Origin of the sequence: Pseudomonas syringae group sp. J248-6 (assembly GCF_032586995.1) — a bacterium.
Lineage (GTDB): Bacteria > Pseudomonadota > Gammaproteobacteria > Pseudomonadales > Pseudomonadaceae > Aquipseudomonas > Aquipseudomonas amygdali.
The window spans coordinates 14686-29208 of record NZ_JAWHOP010000004.1 but is presented as its reverse complement, the minus strand read 5'-3'; the positions used below and the strand labels follow the sequence as shown (position 1 = coordinate 29208).

15 protein-coding genes and 1 tRNA gene are annotated in these 14523 nt (G+C 57.3%); 5 read left to right on the top strand and 11 right to left on the bottom strand.

Features of this window, described 5'->3' with window-relative positions:
- Positions 1-29 precede the first annotated feature (29 nt).
- The 3 genes from RYC17_RS06575 to gvpU all read right to left on the bottom strand — a co-directional run bounded on the left by RYC17_RS06575 (position 30) and on the right by gvpU (position 4394).
- Positions 30-1673, bottom strand: a complete 1644-nt coding sequence (locus tag RYC17_RS06575) for a phosphoethanolamine transferase (protein WP_058399758.1) — start codon at positions 1671-1673, stop codon at positions 30-32.
- Positions 1674-1908: 235 nt separating this feature from the next.
- Positions 1909-3600, bottom strand: coding sequence for an NAD-dependent malic enzyme (locus RYC17_RS06570; protein WP_122258298.1), 1692 nt, complete (start codon positions 3598-3600; stop codon positions 1909-1911).
- Between the two features lie 311 nt (positions 3601-3911).
- The gene (gene gvpU / locus RYC17_RS06565) at positions 3912-4394 is read right to left on the bottom strand and encodes a gas vesicle accessory protein GvpU (RefSeq protein WP_002552597.1); all 483 of its coding nucleotides are present in this window, start codon (positions 4392-4394) and stop codon (positions 3912-3914) included.
- A 269-nt stretch (positions 4395-4663) separates the two neighbouring features.
- On the opposite strand from gvpU, the gene RYC17_RS06560 reads away from it, so the two are divergent.
- Complete coding sequence (locus RYC17_RS06560) at positions 4664-4912, top strand: CopG family ribbon-helix-helix protein (protein ID WP_002552596.1); 249 nt, start codon at positions 4664-4666, stop codon at positions 4910-4912.
- Entirely contained in the window at positions 4890-5201 is a 312-nt protein-coding gene (locus tag RYC17_RS06555; protein WP_058408898.1) for a type II toxin-antitoxin system RelE/ParE family toxin, read from the top strand. Before RYC17_RS06560 ends, RYC17_RS06555 begins: the two co-directional genes overlap by 23 nt.
- A 133-nt stretch (positions 5202-5334) precedes the next feature.
- Here the strand turns inward: RYC17_RS06555 and RYC17_RS06550 are convergent.
- From RYC17_RS06550 to dapA, 5 genes are all read right to left on the bottom strand, one after another.
- Positions 5335-5424 (bottom strand) — tRNA-Ser (locus tag RYC17_RS06550).
- Between the two features lie 91 nt (positions 5425-5515).
- Complete coding sequence (purC, locus tag RYC17_RS06545) at positions 5516-6226, bottom strand: phosphoribosylaminoimidazolesuccinocarboxamide synthase (RefSeq protein ID WP_005740975.1); 711 nt, start codon at positions 6224-6226, stop codon at positions 5516-5518.
- Between the two features lie 28 nt (positions 6227-6254).
- Positions 6255-7013, bottom strand: coding sequence for an MBL fold metallo-hydrolase (locus RYC17_RS06540; RefSeq protein ID WP_316889922.1), 759 nt, complete (start codon positions 7011-7013; stop codon positions 6255-6257).
- The gene (bamC, locus tag RYC17_RS06535) at positions 7014-8132 is read right to left on the bottom strand and encodes an outer membrane protein assembly factor BamC (RefSeq protein ID WP_058399689.1); all 1119 of its coding nucleotides are present in this window, start codon (positions 8130-8132) and stop codon (positions 7014-7016) included.
- A gap of 18 nt (positions 8133-8150) precedes the next feature.
- Positions 8151-9029, bottom strand: a complete 879-nt coding sequence (gene dapA, locus RYC17_RS06530; RefSeq protein ID WP_004657692.1) for a 4-hydroxy-tetrahydrodipicolinate synthase — start codon at positions 9027-9029, stop codon at positions 8151-8153.
- 325 nt (positions 9030-9354) lie between these two features.
- Between dapA and RYC17_RS06525 the strand changes: the two genes are divergently transcribed.
- Together RYC17_RS06525 and RYC17_RS06520 are read left to right on the top strand one after the other, a co-directional pair.
- Complete coding sequence (locus RYC17_RS06525; protein ID WP_003317383.1) at positions 9355-9918, top strand: glycine cleavage system protein R; 564 nt, start codon at positions 9355-9357, stop codon at positions 9916-9918.
- Between the two features lie 9 nt (positions 9919-9927).
- Complete coding sequence (locus RYC17_RS06520; RefSeq protein WP_002552589.1) at positions 9928-10401, top strand: peroxiredoxin; 474 nt, start codon at positions 9928-9930, stop codon at positions 10399-10401.
- A 54-nt stretch (positions 10402-10455) separates the two neighbouring features.
- On the opposite strand, the gene RYC17_RS06515 is transcribed toward RYC17_RS06520, so the two are convergent.
- Both RYC17_RS06515 and RYC17_RS06510 read right to left on the bottom strand, forming a co-directional pair.
- A complete protein-coding gene (locus tag RYC17_RS06515) occupies positions 10456-11526 on the bottom strand; it encodes an AI-2E family transporter (RefSeq protein ID WP_058399687.1) in 1071 nt (356 codons plus the stop codon).
- A 35-nt stretch (positions 11527-11561) separates the two neighbouring features.
- A complete protein-coding gene (locus RYC17_RS06510; protein ID WP_002552587.1) occupies positions 11562-11813 on the bottom strand; it encodes a sulfurtransferase TusA family protein in 252 nt (83 codons plus the stop codon).
- A 140-nt stretch (positions 11814-11953) separates the two neighbouring features.
- Between RYC17_RS06510 and RYC17_RS06505 the strand changes: the two genes are divergently transcribed.
- The gene (locus RYC17_RS06505; RefSeq protein WP_058399686.1) at positions 11954-13387 is read left to right on the top strand and encodes a M48 family metalloprotease; all 1434 of its coding nucleotides are present in this window, start codon (positions 11954-11956) and stop codon (positions 13385-13387) included.
- Positions 13388-13440: 53 nt separating this feature from the next.
- On the opposite strand, the gene nadA is transcribed toward RYC17_RS06505, so the two are convergent.
- On the bottom strand, positions 13441-14499 hold the full coding sequence (nadA, locus tag RYC17_RS06500; RefSeq protein WP_002552585.1) for a quinolinate synthase NadA: 1059 nt from the start codon (positions 14497-14499) through the stop codon (positions 13441-13443).
- Positions 14500-14523 lie beyond the last annotated feature (24 nt).

The window sequence follows — 14523 nt, the reverse complement described above, 5'->3', positions numbered from 1 at the left end:
ACGATCTCTATCCTGAGCAAGCACACATTTTACTGCTTGTCGGCGGCGGCCAGCTCAGTGCGGCACCCGGCAAACATATCCAGGCTTGGGTTGTAGACCTGGGTGTCGACTTTCAACAAGCCGAGCATTGAATGAAAGAGGTTGTCCTGGCTCAACGGCGCATTACGCTGTTTGGCCAGGCACTCCGGGCTGACGGCAAAGGACTTCTGGTAGGTATCGGACAACCAGATAAGCATCGGTACATGCTTTTGCTGATCAGGAGCCAGCACATACGGTGTGCCGTGCAAGAACAAGTTGTACTCGCCAAGCGACTCGCCATGGTCCGACAGGTACACCATGGCAGTGTCGACCTTGTTTTGATTGCTGCGCAACAGATCAATCAACGTGGCCAGTACGTGATCGGTATACAACAGTGTATTGTCGTAGGCATTGACGATGCTGTCCCGGCTGCAATTGTTCAAGGCATTGCTTTCACACACCGGCGTAAACTTTTCAAACTCTTTAGGGTAACGCTTGAAGTATTCAGGGCCATGGCTGCCCATCTGGTGCAGGACCAGAACAGTGTCCTTGTCGAGGCTATCGATAAACCCCTGCAGGTTTTGCAACAGTATCTCGTCGCGGCATTCGTGGCTGTTGCACAGCAGCGGGTCCTTGAGATTGCTGACATCCTGGAAGGTCACTCGATCACAGGTCCCTTTGCAGCCCGCCTGATTATCACGCCATACCACTTCTATACCGGCACGTTTCAGGACATCCAGCAAACCTTCCTGATTACGGGCCTTGGTTGCGTTGTAGTTCTTGCGACCCATGTTGGAGAACATGCACGGCACCGACACTGCGGTTTCGGTGCCACACGAGTAAACATCGGTAAACGCCACCAACCCGCTCTCCTTGTTGAGGTTGGGCGTGGTATCGCGGCCATAGCCAAGAATCCCGAAGTTTTCGGCACGGGCACTTTCGCCCACCACCAGTACGGTCAACGACTTGCGGGCATGCGTGGCCCAGTCAGCCGACCGTTTGGCGTCCTCGCCAATCTTGACGAACGGGCGCTGTGCGGAGATCACCTGCTCGCTCAGGTAGCCAATCGAGGCACCGATGTAATTGCTTGGCACGACCATCAGGCGCAATTCGTGATGGTTGCGGAACAACGAGGACAAGCCTTGATAATTCGCCAGCGCAACGCCGCCTATTGCCACGCAACAGACCACACCTACCACCAGCTTGCTGAACAGTTCCAGGTGCCAGCGACGGTAGCTGATCGGCAGTTTCCACAGAATCAGCGAAGGCAGTACACCCAACAGAACGATATACAACGCCAGTTTAAAAGACAGTAGCCCCTGCACTTCCGTCACGTTGGTTTCGGCGAAGTTTCGGAACATCCCGGCGTCAATCATGACACCGTACTCGGTCATGAAATACACCACCCCGGCGCTGATCATAAACAGAGCGATCACCACGGGTTTAAACACACGACGAAATGCCAACAGCGTCAGAACGATATTGAATACGCAGAAAATCATCAGCCCGAACGCAAAGCGCATGGCCAGGCCTTTGGCATCGGAGCTGGTAATCGCGAAAAGATGCTGCCACAGATTTATATTGAAACCCAGTAACAGAAAGGCACTGGCAAGTAAGGTAACAACCTCTGGACGAACAGTTCTGGGTGTCGGCATCGTGGTCTGCTTATCGAATTAATATGCATCGGGCATTCAGGAGCCAGGTAACTCCCCGATGGCGCGCACTCTAGGCAGCGCTTCATCAATTTTATGTGAAAACGGTGAGAGGATCGGGTGAATGAAGCTTATTTCACCGTGAAGCAATACGCGCCTATGAACGTTCAATAACCCCGCCAATACAGCATCTGCGCAAGCAGGCTCGCGCAGACGCTGTCTATCTGAAAGCGCTCGATCAGACCGAACGACGGCGATAGGCACGATAGCCCGGCAGCCAGAAATTACGTTCGATGGCTTCAAGCAGTGCCTCTTCGGAGGTTTCCAGTGCCAAGCCTTCAGCCTGGGCCTCTTTGGCGACAGCCAGCGCAATTTTGCGGCTCACCTGCTGGATCTCCTTGAGCGGCGGCAACACCGCATCGCCCTGCCCCGTGACCATCGGCGAACACTCGGCCAGCGCATTGGACGCCGCCATCAGCATGCGGTCGGTGATGCGCGACGCCTTGCAAGCCACCACGCCAAGGCCGATGCCTGGAAAGATATAGGAGTTGTTGCACTGAGCGATGTGCACGGTGCGACCGTTGATCTCCACCGGCGCGAACGGACTGCCGGTAGCAACCAGCGCATTGCCATCCGTCCAGCGCAGAATTTCTTCCGGAGTGGCCTCAACCTTGGAAGTCGGATTGGATAGCGGCATTACCAGCGGTTTGGCGCAATGCTTGTGCAGTTCGCGAATCACTTGTTCGGTGAACAGACCACGCTGCCCGGACACGCCGATCAACACCGTAGCCCCGGCGTTCGTCACTACGTCGAGCAACTGCGGGAAGGCTTCTGTGCCAGCAGTCCAGCCAGACACATCGGCGGTCTTTTGCGCCAGACGCTTCTGGAAATCGAGCAGGTTATCCATACCCTCGGTCAGCAGGCCGAAGCGATCAACCATGAAGATACGTTTGCGCGCTTCGCTTTCGCTCAGGCCTTCGATGCGCATCGCTGCGATGATGTGCTCGGCAATCCCGCAGCCTGCCGAACCGGCACCGACAAACACCACTTTCTGCTGGCCAAGGGTTTCATTCTTGGCCTTGCAGGCCGCCAGCAATGTACCCACGGCAACCGACGCAGTGCCCTGAATGTCATCGTTGAAGCAGCACAGCTCATCCCGATACTTCTCAAGCAACGGCATGGCATTGGACTGGGCAAAATCTTCGAACTGCAACAACACGTCGGGCCAGCGACGCTGTACGGCTTCGATGAACAAGGCGATAAAGTCTTCGTATTCCTTGCCCGATACCCGCTCGTGACGCCAGCCCATGTACATCGGGTCATCCAGCAACTCACGGTTATTGGTGCCGACATCCAGCACGATCGGCAGCGTGTACGCCGGACTGATCCCGCCACAGGCGGTGTACAGCGACAGTTTGCCAATCGGAATGCCCATGCCGCCGATGCCCTGGTCGCCCAGACCGAGAATTCGCTCGCTGTCGGTCACGACAATGATTTTGATCCGGTCCTTGGTGGCGCTACGCAGAATGTCATCGATGCGGTCGCGCTCGGGATAGGAAATGAACAGGCCACGGTGCGTGCGGTAGATCTTGGAGAATTCCTGACACGCCTGACCCACCGTCGGGGTGTAAATGATCGGCAGCATCTCGTCCAGATGAGAGTCCAACAGGCGGAAAAACAGGGTTTCGTTGTTGTCCTGGATCGAACGCAGGTAGATATGCTTGTCCAGATCGCTCGCGCACTGCTTGTACTGGCTGTAGACCCGGGTGACTTGCTCTTCGATGGTCTCTACGTTCTGCGGCAGCAACCCGATCAGATTGAATTCGACCCGCTCTTGCGGGGTGAAGGCACTGCCTTTGTTCAGCAGGGGCATTTCCAGCAGTGCGGGTCCTGCGTAGGAAATGTACAAAGGTCGCGAAGTTTTGGTCATTTTCTCTAATCGCCTTTTTCGTCTACTCATTAATTCTTTACGTCGACCGGGGCGGGCAGCCTGGCTCGTTTCTTGTTATTTTTTCTTGTCGCCAGTTCTCTATCAGGCCATGCCGAAAACCATTCGGCGTGTAAGGTCAGGGCGAACATATTACCCGGCTAAAGGCCCATTGCGACATTTTGTCGCGCAAAGAATGGCTAAGTGACGCTACTACCGGCGCAGCTTTCCAGACCAGCGGGTGCACATAGCACGCTGGAGACCATCATCAGAATGGATGAGAACGCCCCGACGAAAGCCGGGGCCTGAAAAGGTCAGGACACGCCTGGTTTTTCAGCGATGAGCCCGATGGTGAAGCCGTCCACCGCCGAGATCCTGCCGCGCCACAACACACCTGCGTCGCAAATCGGATTACCGTCAGTGGAATAGGTCCGGCAATCCTTCAAGTGAATGAAATGGAATGCTGGCGTGTCTTCGGAAGACTCTCCCGGCTTGAAGGACAGAATCATTTCTTTCATCGTCGCGTCAGTGCCATTGGCAAACGAACTGAACGGCGCCGAAATATCGTCGGCCAACTGCTCAAAATAGGTGTCGTGAGAAATCAGATGCCCGGAAACCAGATTCCCGCCCACCGACAGCGTCACGCCCAGCTCCACCTTGGTGTTTGCGACAAACTTGACCAGCCATTGCAGCAACCAGTCGATCTGCTTGCCCTGCCACTTGAACTGGGCAATCACGTCATCATGGCTCTGACTGGGAGAGGGTTGCGACTTTTGTACCTGATCTACGTCCGACATCTGATAGCTCCTCGCCTCACAAAACGTTGAACCCAAGGTATAGATCAGAAAGGGCTAAAGGGGAAACCGAAAGGGGTGAATAGTTTGGGGTTGGTGATGGGGGCTTAATCGTTCTGACTTTGTTCAGTCGTTCGGGGTGGCTGTCGATTTTCCAAAAATGAATAGCAACTCGGCGAAAAGCAGACAAATCTGTTGCATGATCAAGGTATCAAGTATACGTTCCAAGCCTCTGTATACATTGTTTACAACCACCATCCGTGGAGGCCGATATGGCATCGCCTGTTTTGTCATTCCGTGTTGAAGAAGGCTTGGTCGAAATGCTTGACCAGCTAGCGCTTGCCACGGACCGTGATCGTCAGTACCACCTGAAACGTGCTTTGTCTCGCTATGTCGAAGCAGAAGCCTGGCACCTGAAAGCCATTGACGAAGGCTTGGCCGACATTGATGCAGGGAAGACTATCAATCTGGAAACGGTTAAAGCCAAGTGGGTAGCACGTGCCGCAAATCGAGTTAAGTGAAAAAGCCGATAGCGATCTTGAAGCGATTCATGAGCATTATGCTGGGCTGATGGGCCATCAGAGAGCTGACGAAGTCGTAGCCACTATTCTTGAGTCCATTGAGCAGCTCGCAACGTTTACAGGGATGGGACGCCCTTCCCAAGCCCCGGACGTGCGCGAGCTGGTACTTACTCGCTACCCCTTCTTAGTGAGTTATGTGGTTCGCAGCCAGGTCGTATTCATCGTCCGCGTGCTGCACGAGCGGAACGAGCGCCTGAACACTCCAAAAATCCTGGACCAATTCAGCTAGTTCTGACCGGCCAGTTATCGTCGACTGCGGAAAAAGGGAGTCGGAGAAGGGGCAAATCGGGGAAAGGGAGAGGTAGTACAGCCCAAAAACAAAAAACCCCGTGAATCAAAGATTCACAGGGCTTTTCAAATAATGGCGGAGAGATAGGGATTCGAACCCTAGGTACCGGTGAAGGTACAACGGATTTCGAATCCGTCCCATTCGGCCACTCTGGCATCTCTCCAACGGCGCGCATCATAACAGTATCAGCGCAGAAGGCGAAGCCCTTCTGCTGTTTTTTTTCGTGCTATCAAGCGCTTGCGTGTTTTTTCCGCTTACAGCGGCACGCCCAGACGGTTTGCGACTTCTTCGTAAGCTTCGATGACGTCGCCCAGACCCTGGCGGAAGCGGTCCTTGTCCATTTTCTTGCGAGTGTCCTTGTCCCAGAGGCGGCAGCCGTCCGGGCTGAATTCGTCGCCGAGGACGATTTCACCGTGGAATACGCCGAATTCGAGTTTGAAGTCGACCAGCAGCAGGCCAGCGTCGTCGAACAGTTTGGTCAGGACTTCATTGACCTTGATCGACAGCTCTTTCATGCGAACCAGTTGCTCGGCGGTACCCCAGCCGAACGCTACAACGTGGGATTCGTTGATGAACGGGTCGCCCTTGGCGTCGTCCTTGAGGAACAGTTCGAAGGTGTACGGATTGAGCTTGGTGCCCTCTTCGATGCCCAGGCGCTTGACCAGGCTGCCAGCGGCGTAGTTACGCACGACGCATTCGACCGGGATCATGTCCAGCTTCTTGACCAGGCACTCGTTGTCGCCCAGCAGCTTGTCGAATTGGGTCGGAATACCCGCTTCTTCAAGCTTCTGCATGATGAAGGCGTTGAACTTGTTGTTCACCATGCCTTTACGGTCCAGTTGTTCGATGCGCTTGCCGTCGAACGCCGAAGTGTCGTTACGGAACAGCAGGATCAAGCGGTCAGCGTCGTCGGTCTTGTAAACCGATTTGGCTTTGCCGCGGTAGAGTTCTTCACGTTTTTCCATGATGGGCTCCGCTTGCTAAGTAGTTGGGCTAGGCGATATGTCGCCAGTCGAGCCCTGAATCTTGATCGGCCAGTTGCAGCCAGTCCGGGTCGCACCCAAGGGTGTCGACAAAACATTGCCGGGCCAGATGCGGCAGGTTGTTCTTGCTGCTCAGATGCGCCAGCACCAGGTGCTGAAGGTCCTGCCATCCCAGCTCGCTCACCAGGCTGGCGGCCTGATGATTGTTCAAATGACCTGTTTCACAGCCAACGCGCTGCTTGAGAAAGACCGGATACTGGCCTCGGGCAAGCATGTCGCGACAGTGATTGGCCTCGATCATCAAGGCATCCAGGCCTTGATAACGCTGCAATACGTTGGAGCAGTAAGAGCCCAGGTCGGTCAGCAGACCGAAGCGGCGCTTGCCGTCATTGAAGACAAACTGCGTCGGTTCAAGCGCATCATGGGCGACAGACACCACATCGATGCCCAGTGCGCCCACCTGCAAGCTCTCCCCGCCCGCCAGCAAACCGGCAACTTCAACCGGCTTGCGCATACCGCGCAAGGTGCCGCTGCTGAGGTAGACCGGCACATTGTAGCGCCGCGACAGCAAACCCACGCCATGCACATGATCGGCATGTTCGTGGGTTACCAGAATAGCGCTCAGCTGGCCTGCCGAAACGCCCAGACGCGCCAGGCGCCGCTCGGTTTCCCGAAGGGAGAAACCGCAATCGACCAGTACGTACGTATCGTTGCTTGCGACCAGCGTGCCGTTGCCACGACTGCCGCTGCCGAGAACCGCGAAACGCACTTAACCCAGGTTGTCTTGAATAACGCTCAACACCCGACGCGCGATATCCGCAGGCGCAACGGTGTTGATGTTCTTCTCGACGGTCACTTGAACGTTGTCACCCACCTTGCTCAGGCGAACCTGATAACGCTCGGCACGGGCATCGATCTCTTCCTTGCTCGACTTGCTGCCAAACAGGCGACCGAAGAAACCAGGCTCGTTTTCAGGCGTTTTGGCCTTTTCGGCCAGGTTGATGTAGTACAGACCCAGGCTGCGGTTGATGTCCTCGACGCGCCAGTCACCCTGATCCAGCGCGCGGCCGACACTCGACCACGCACGGTCGAGATCGGCGCCGAGGTTCAATACCGGGTTGCCGCTACCGTCTTCGCTCAAGGCAACACGGCTCGGGGTGTCATAGTCACGCGCTGCCAGCAGGGAAATCGAACCGCCCTTTTCAGCGTTGCGGCCCATGCTGGCCAGCAGGTCGTCGGTCAGCGCGGCATCAAGGCCGAGATTGGTGGTACGGGTCGGGAACGCCACATCGGCCGTGCTGCCGGCAGGACGCTCGACGCTGACCACGTAGACTTCACTGGTATTGCGCTGCACGCCCGGCTCGATGCGAACACGTACACGGGTTTCCGAGTCGGCCGAGACGCCTGCAGCGCTCAGACGCTTGGCCACCGAAGCGGACAGCTCATCGAGGCGCTGCCACGAGGAGCTGAATTCGCCCGTCTGTGGACGCTCTTCGGCGATACGGAAACCGTTGTCTTCGAAATACTGGTGGGCCACCGGCCAGACTTCGGCCGGCTGACGCTGAGCCAGGATCCAGTGAGCATCACCACTCTTCTGCAGGCTGAAGTCGCTCGACTCGGAAGTCGTGCCCAGCGGCTGAGGACGCGGCACGGTGTACTCGCCGTCTTTCTGAGTGCTGTCAGCCACATTGCGCGGGATCGGCAGCAACGGGTCCAGGCGCTTGACGCCGGACACATCGGCAGGCACCTGCATGGGTGGGGTCTGGGTGGCCTGGAGGTAATCGCTACCGCGATCACGGAAGTAACCATCTTCGCCCCAGAGCCAACCGCAACCGCTGGTGCTGGAGATAATAAGAGCAAGTGCGGAAAGTCCGGCCAATCGCTTCATTGCGTGATACTTCCTCAATTAAACCAGGACGCCGGACTGGCGCAGGGCCTGACGCAGCGGTTCGTGACAGGCTTCGCTGAGCCAGGTAAGCGGCAGACGGATACCGGCTGGCATCTTACCCATTTCATGCAAGGCCCACTTCACGGGGATAGGGTTGGATTCGATAAACAGGGTGTTGTTGAGCGGCATGAGCTTTTCGTGAATCGCCCGTGCCGTCTCGGCATCGCCACGCATGGCCGCTGCGCACAGATCGCTCATAAGGCGCGGTGCAACGTTGGCGGTGACGGAAATATTGCCCTTGCCGCCCAGCAGCATCAACTCGACTGCCGTAGCGTCGTCACCGGAGTACACCAGAAAATCACTGCTGACGCTGGCCAGAATGTCCTTGGCGCGCTGCAGGTTGCCGGTGGCTTCCTTGATGCCGATGATGTTTTTGACCGTGGAAAGACGCGCAACAGTTTCTGGCAGCATGTCGCAGGCAGTACGGCCCGGCACGTTGTAGAGGATCTGCGGGATGTCTACGGCATTGGCGATGTGGCTGAAATGCTGAAACAGGCCTTCTTGCGTCGGCTTGTTGTAATAAGGCGTTACCAGCAGGCACGCATCGGCGCCAGCGGTCTTGGCGTTGGTGGTCAGCTCGACGGCTTCGCGCGTCGAATTGGCGCCTGTACCGGCGATGACCGGAATACGTCCTGCAACCTGAGCAACAACACGGCGGATGACCTCGATGTGTTCGCTCACATCCAGCGTCGCCGATTCACCGGTGGTGCCTACGGCAACAATGGCGTTGGTGCCCTCTTGCAAGTGGAAGTCAACCAGTTTGCTCAGGCTGTCCCAGTCCAGACGACCTTGTGCATCCATTGGTGTGACCAGTGCCACCATACTGCCCGCAATCATGCAACCGCTCCTGCCGGAAAAAGAGAGCCGTAATGGTACTGGCGCTATCAGCCTTGTACAAGCGAAGTACCGCGCTCTGAGCATTCCCCTGAGCGATGGTTTTCGCTACCCTTCGTCCTTTGATCGGTACTGGTCACCTGCGCACCTCGCTCAATCGGTCGAATTTGTCGCCAGAAGCCCTGCCCCAGTGCACTCCAGCCCCGTCATGGTCCTTCCATGCAAGGCAGGCGCTCCGGGACCCGGGAAGGTATCTCGCGCCATCGATTGTCGAAACAGCCCCGCAAGTCCGAAAAAGTACCGACCGCTCATCGTCTAGGAATGCTGCATGTCGTCCACCCCCACAGTTCGCGAACAATTCCTTGTCATCAGTGCCCTTGGCGCCAACCCCATGGAGCTGACCAACGTCCTGTGCCGCGCCAGCCATGAAAACCGCTGCTCGGTCGTCACCTCGCGCCTCACTCGCCACGGTGAGTGCAGTGCGCTTATTCTTCAGGTGTCAGGCAGCTGGGACGCTCTGGCGCGCCTTGAAACCGGCTTGTCGAGCCTCTCCAAGAAGCATGCGTTCACCACCAGCGTGGTGCGCAGCGCTACCCTGGAGAATCGCCCGGAAGCCCTGCCCTACGTGGCTTACGTCAGCTCGGCGTACCGCCCGGACATCATCAATGAGCTGTGCCAGTTCTTCATTGACCATAACGTCGAGCTGGAAAATCTGATCTGTGACACGTATCAGGCTCCGCAGACCGGTGGCACCATGCTTAATGCCACATTCACGGTGACACTGCCTGCAGGCACACAGATCAGCTGGCTGCGCGATCAATTCCTCGATTTCGCCGACGCGCTGAATCTCGACGCACTGATCGAACCCTGGCGCCCACAAGCCCCAATGTAAGGAGTTCCCATGACCGTCACAGTAGATCAACCGGTTCCCGACTTTCAGGCACCCGCGACCAGCGGACAGACCGTAGAGCTGTCTGCGCTCAAGGGTCAGCAGGTCGTGATTTATTTTTACCCGAAAGACAACACGCCCGGCTGCACCACGCAGGGTCAGGACTTTCGTGACCATATCGCGCAGTTTCAGGCGGCCAATACGGTTGTGCTCGGTGTTTCCCGAGACAGCCTGAAGACCCATGAAAACTTCAAGGCCAAGCAGTCTTTCCCGTTCGAGCTGATTTCGGACAAGGACGAAGCCGTCTGCCAGCTGTTCGATGTCATCAAGCTCAAAAAGCTGTACGGCAAGGAATACCTGGGCGTTGACCGCAGCACCTTTTTGATCGACAAGGAAGGCGTACTGCGTCAGGAATGGCGCGGCGTTAAAGTGCCGGGCCATGTGGCTGAAGTACTGGCGCAGGCCGAGGCCCTGAACAAAGGCTGATCTGCCGCTGAGCGTTGCGGCACGCAAGGTGCCGCAGCGATCCAGCCTTGCTGCTTAAAGCAGCGGTGCCACAGTGGGCTCATTACGCGGCCAGGCATCGAGCACGGCCTTGAACAGCGTGGCCAGCGGAATCGCAAAGAAGATCCCCCAGAACCCCCACAGCCCGCCAAACAGCAGTACGGCGCAGATGATTGCAACCGGGTGCAGATTGACAGCTTCGGAAAACAGCAACGGCACCAGAACGTTGCCATCCAGCGCCTGGATGATGCCGTGGGCAATCATCAGATAGATGAACTGATCACCCCAGCCCCACTGGAACAGTCCGATCAACGCCACCGGCACTGTGACCACTACCGCGCCGACATAAGGCACGACCACCGATATACCCACCAGCATCGCCAGCAACGCTGCGTAGTTGAGCCCGAGTGCGGCGAAAGCGATGTAGGTCACGCCACCACAGATGAAAATCTCGATGACCTTGCCGCGAATATAATTGGCAATCTGCCGCTTCATCTCCTCCGCCACCCGGTTGATCAATGCACGCTCGCGAGGCAGATAGCCGCGTGCCCAGCGGCCGATCATGTGCCGGTCCTTGAGGAAGAAGAACACCAGAATCGGCACCAGCACCAGGTAGATCATCAGGTTGACCAGCAATGGCAGGCTGGAGATCGAGAAGGTCAGCGCCAATTGACCGAGCTTGCCCACTTCACCACGGGCGACTTCGATCGCCAGCAACACTTGCTCGTCGGAAACCAAATGCGGGTAGCGTTCGGGCAGCAACAGCAGCACCGACTGCCACTTGGCAAGCATGCCCGGTGCCTCATTGAACAGCGTGATCAACTGGTGCCAGAGCAGCGGTACCAGCACCAGCAGGAACAGCAGCAGTACACCAATGAACAGCGTGAATACCAGGCCGACTGCGGCCATTTCCGGCATGCGCAGGCGCTCCAGAACGCTGACCAGCCCGTGCATCAGGAAGGCCAGCACCAGCCCCGCAATGACCGGCGCGAGCATTCCGCCCAGGGTCAGGACAAGGGTAAACGCCAGAAACAGCAAGACCGCCAGTACCACCGCCTCCTCATCGGAGAAGTAGCGTTGCACCCAATTGCGAAGCACATTGAACATCAAACATCCTTTTCAAAAAAAACGGCGGTGGCGGTTCAAGCCTTGCGTAGCCAGTAAAGATAAGTGCCGGCGTCGACCTCTTCATGCAGCAACTCATGCCCGGAAAGTCTGGCAAAGGTTCGAAAATCCCGCTGTGACCCGGCGTCAGTCGCGATCACCTTCAGCACCGCGCCGCTGGCCAGACGATTGAGCTCCATCTTGGCTTTCAGCAGAGGCAATGGACAGTTGAGACCACTGGCATCCAGCTCGGCGTCACACACCTCGGGGCGCACTACAGCGTCAGACATCGTTTCTCTCCAGGCGGACACATCGAATTACAAACCATGTCCGAAAAGGCATGGCGGATAAGGCGGCAAGAATACCTCACTCTGGTCAGCACGCCATTGAGCCAGCTACAGTACAGGTTCTTCTGACCAGAGCTTCGTGCATGAATTTTTTGCGTCCTACACTGCTCACCCTCGCTTGCCTGTTCGCTACACACGGCATGGCGGATGACCTGCCTTCACTTGGCGACGCCAGCTCCTCGATTGTCTCCCCCGAACAGGAACACCGTTTGGGTCGAGCATGGCTGGGGTTGCTGCGTGGCCAGGTCGCGCAACTGTCAGACCCGCAACTCAAGGACTACGTCGAGACCTCGGTGTATCGCCTTGCCGAGACCAGCCAGGTTCAGGACCGGCGCCTTGAATTCATCCTGATCAACAGCCCGCAACTCAACGCCTTTGCCGCACCCGGCGGAATCATCGGTGTCAACGGTGGCCTGTTCCTCAATGCCCAGACCGAGGGCGAATACGCGTCTGTACTGGCCCACGAACTGGCTCACTTGTCGCAACGCCACTTCGCCAGAGGCATGGAGGCCCAGCAACGCATGCAGGTGCCGGTAATGGCCGCGATGCTGGCGGGTATTGTCATGGCTGCCGCAGGTGCCGGTGATGCCGGTATCGCAACCATCGCCGGCTCACAGGCGGCTGCAATCCAGGAGCAACGTCGCTTTTCGCGCCAGAACGAGCAGGAGGCCGACCGTATCGGCATTCTCAATCTGGAGAAGGCTGGTTATGACCCGCGCAACATGCCGACCATGTTCGAGCGCCTCATGCGCCAATATCGATTCGACGCCAGACCTCCGGAGTTTCTGCTGACTCACCCGGTCAGCGAATCGCGGATCGCCGACACACGCAACCGTGCCGAACAGGCCAAACCGGGCGGTAAGGAAGACAGCGTGCTGTATCAACTGATGCGCGCCCGCGTTGCGTTGATATACGAAGAAACACCAGGTATCGCCGCCAAGCGCTTTCGTGCGCAGCTGGTTGAAAACCCGAAATCCGATCCAGCTCGCTATGGTCTGGCCATCGCACAGATCAAGGGTGGGCAACTGAACGAAGCCAGAGAAACCCTCAAGCCATTAATCGAAAAAGCGCCAAACGACATCACCTATAATCTGACGCAGATCGACCTGGACATCACCAATAACCGCTTGGCCGATGCCCAGCAACGGGTCGATCGCATGCTGACGCTGTACCCTGGCAGCTACCCGCTCAATGATGTGCGTATTGACGTGCTGCTCAAGCAGAACCGCACCGCCGAAGCCGAAAAAAGCCTTGAAGCGCTGCTCAAGACCCGGCCGGATGATCCGGACATCTGGTACGTCGTAGCGGAAACCCGTGGCCTGAATGGCAACACCATCGGCCTGCATCAGGCGCGTGCCGAATATTTCGCACTGGTCGGCGATTTCCGTCAGGCAATCCAGCAGCTGGACTTTGCCAAACGCCGCGCGGCCAACAACTTTCAGCTAGCGTCACGCATCGATGCACGGCAAAAGGATCTGATTGAACAAGAGCGGATGGTCAAGGACATGATGAACTGATGTCCGAATGAAAAAGCCCGACGCAAGAGCGTCGGGCTTTTTCATTACGCCTGTCAGGCATTGCCCGCTTGTCGCAAGCGCGCCGCCTGAGTGAAGTCCAGCATGCGCTGCAACGGGCGTACGGCGTTGGGGATCAGCGCCGGGTCAACGAATATCTCGTTGCTACCCTCGCGCAGGCACTGCAAGGTGCGCTCAAGCGTATTCATCGCCATCCACGGGCAATGTGCACAGCTTCGGCATGCAGCGCCGTTACCGGCCGTAGGCGCCTCGATGAAGATCTTGTCCGGGCACAACTGCTGCATCTTGTAAAAGATGCCCCGGTCGGTGGCCACGATGAACGTCTTGTTGGGCAAGCGCTGCGCGGCGGCAATCATCTGACTGGTGGAGCCGACCACATCAGCCAGCTCGATCACTGCTTCCGGCGATTCCGGGTGAACCAGAATCGCAGCCTCGGGATACAAGGCTTTCATGTCTTCAAGCTGCTTGGATTTGAATTCTTCGTGGACAATGCAGGCACCGTCCCACAACAACATATCGGCACCGGTTTCACGCTGGATGTAGCGGCCCAGATGCTTGTCTGGAGCCCAGATGATTTTCTCACCGTTGTCCATCAGGCTTTCGACGATCTCCAGCGCGCAGCCTGAGGTCACTACCCAGTCCGCACGGGCTTTGACCGCTGCCGAGGTGTTGGCATAAACCACCACGGTACGCTCCGGGTGCTGATCGCAGAATGCGGAAAACTCATCGACCGGGCACCCTACGTCAAGCGAACAGGTGGCTTCGAGCGTCGGCATGAACACGCGTTTTTCCGGGTTGAGAATCTTCGCGGTTTCGCCCATGAAACGCACACCCGCAACCAATACAGTGCTGGCAGCGTGGTTATTGCTGAAGCGGGCCATTTCCAGAGAGTCGGCCACGCAACCGCCGGTCTCCTCGGCCAGGGCCTGAATGACCGGGTCGCAATAATAGTGGGCGACCAGTACGGCGTCCTGCTTCTTGAGCTCGGCAGCGATGTCGGCTCGGTAACGCGCCTGCTCTGCAGGGCTCAATGCCTTGGGCTGCTTCGCATCGAGATGAGCCTGCACCAGGAAACGTTCGGAGATCTGTGTCATGTTTGCGGGACCTGAAGGCGCTAG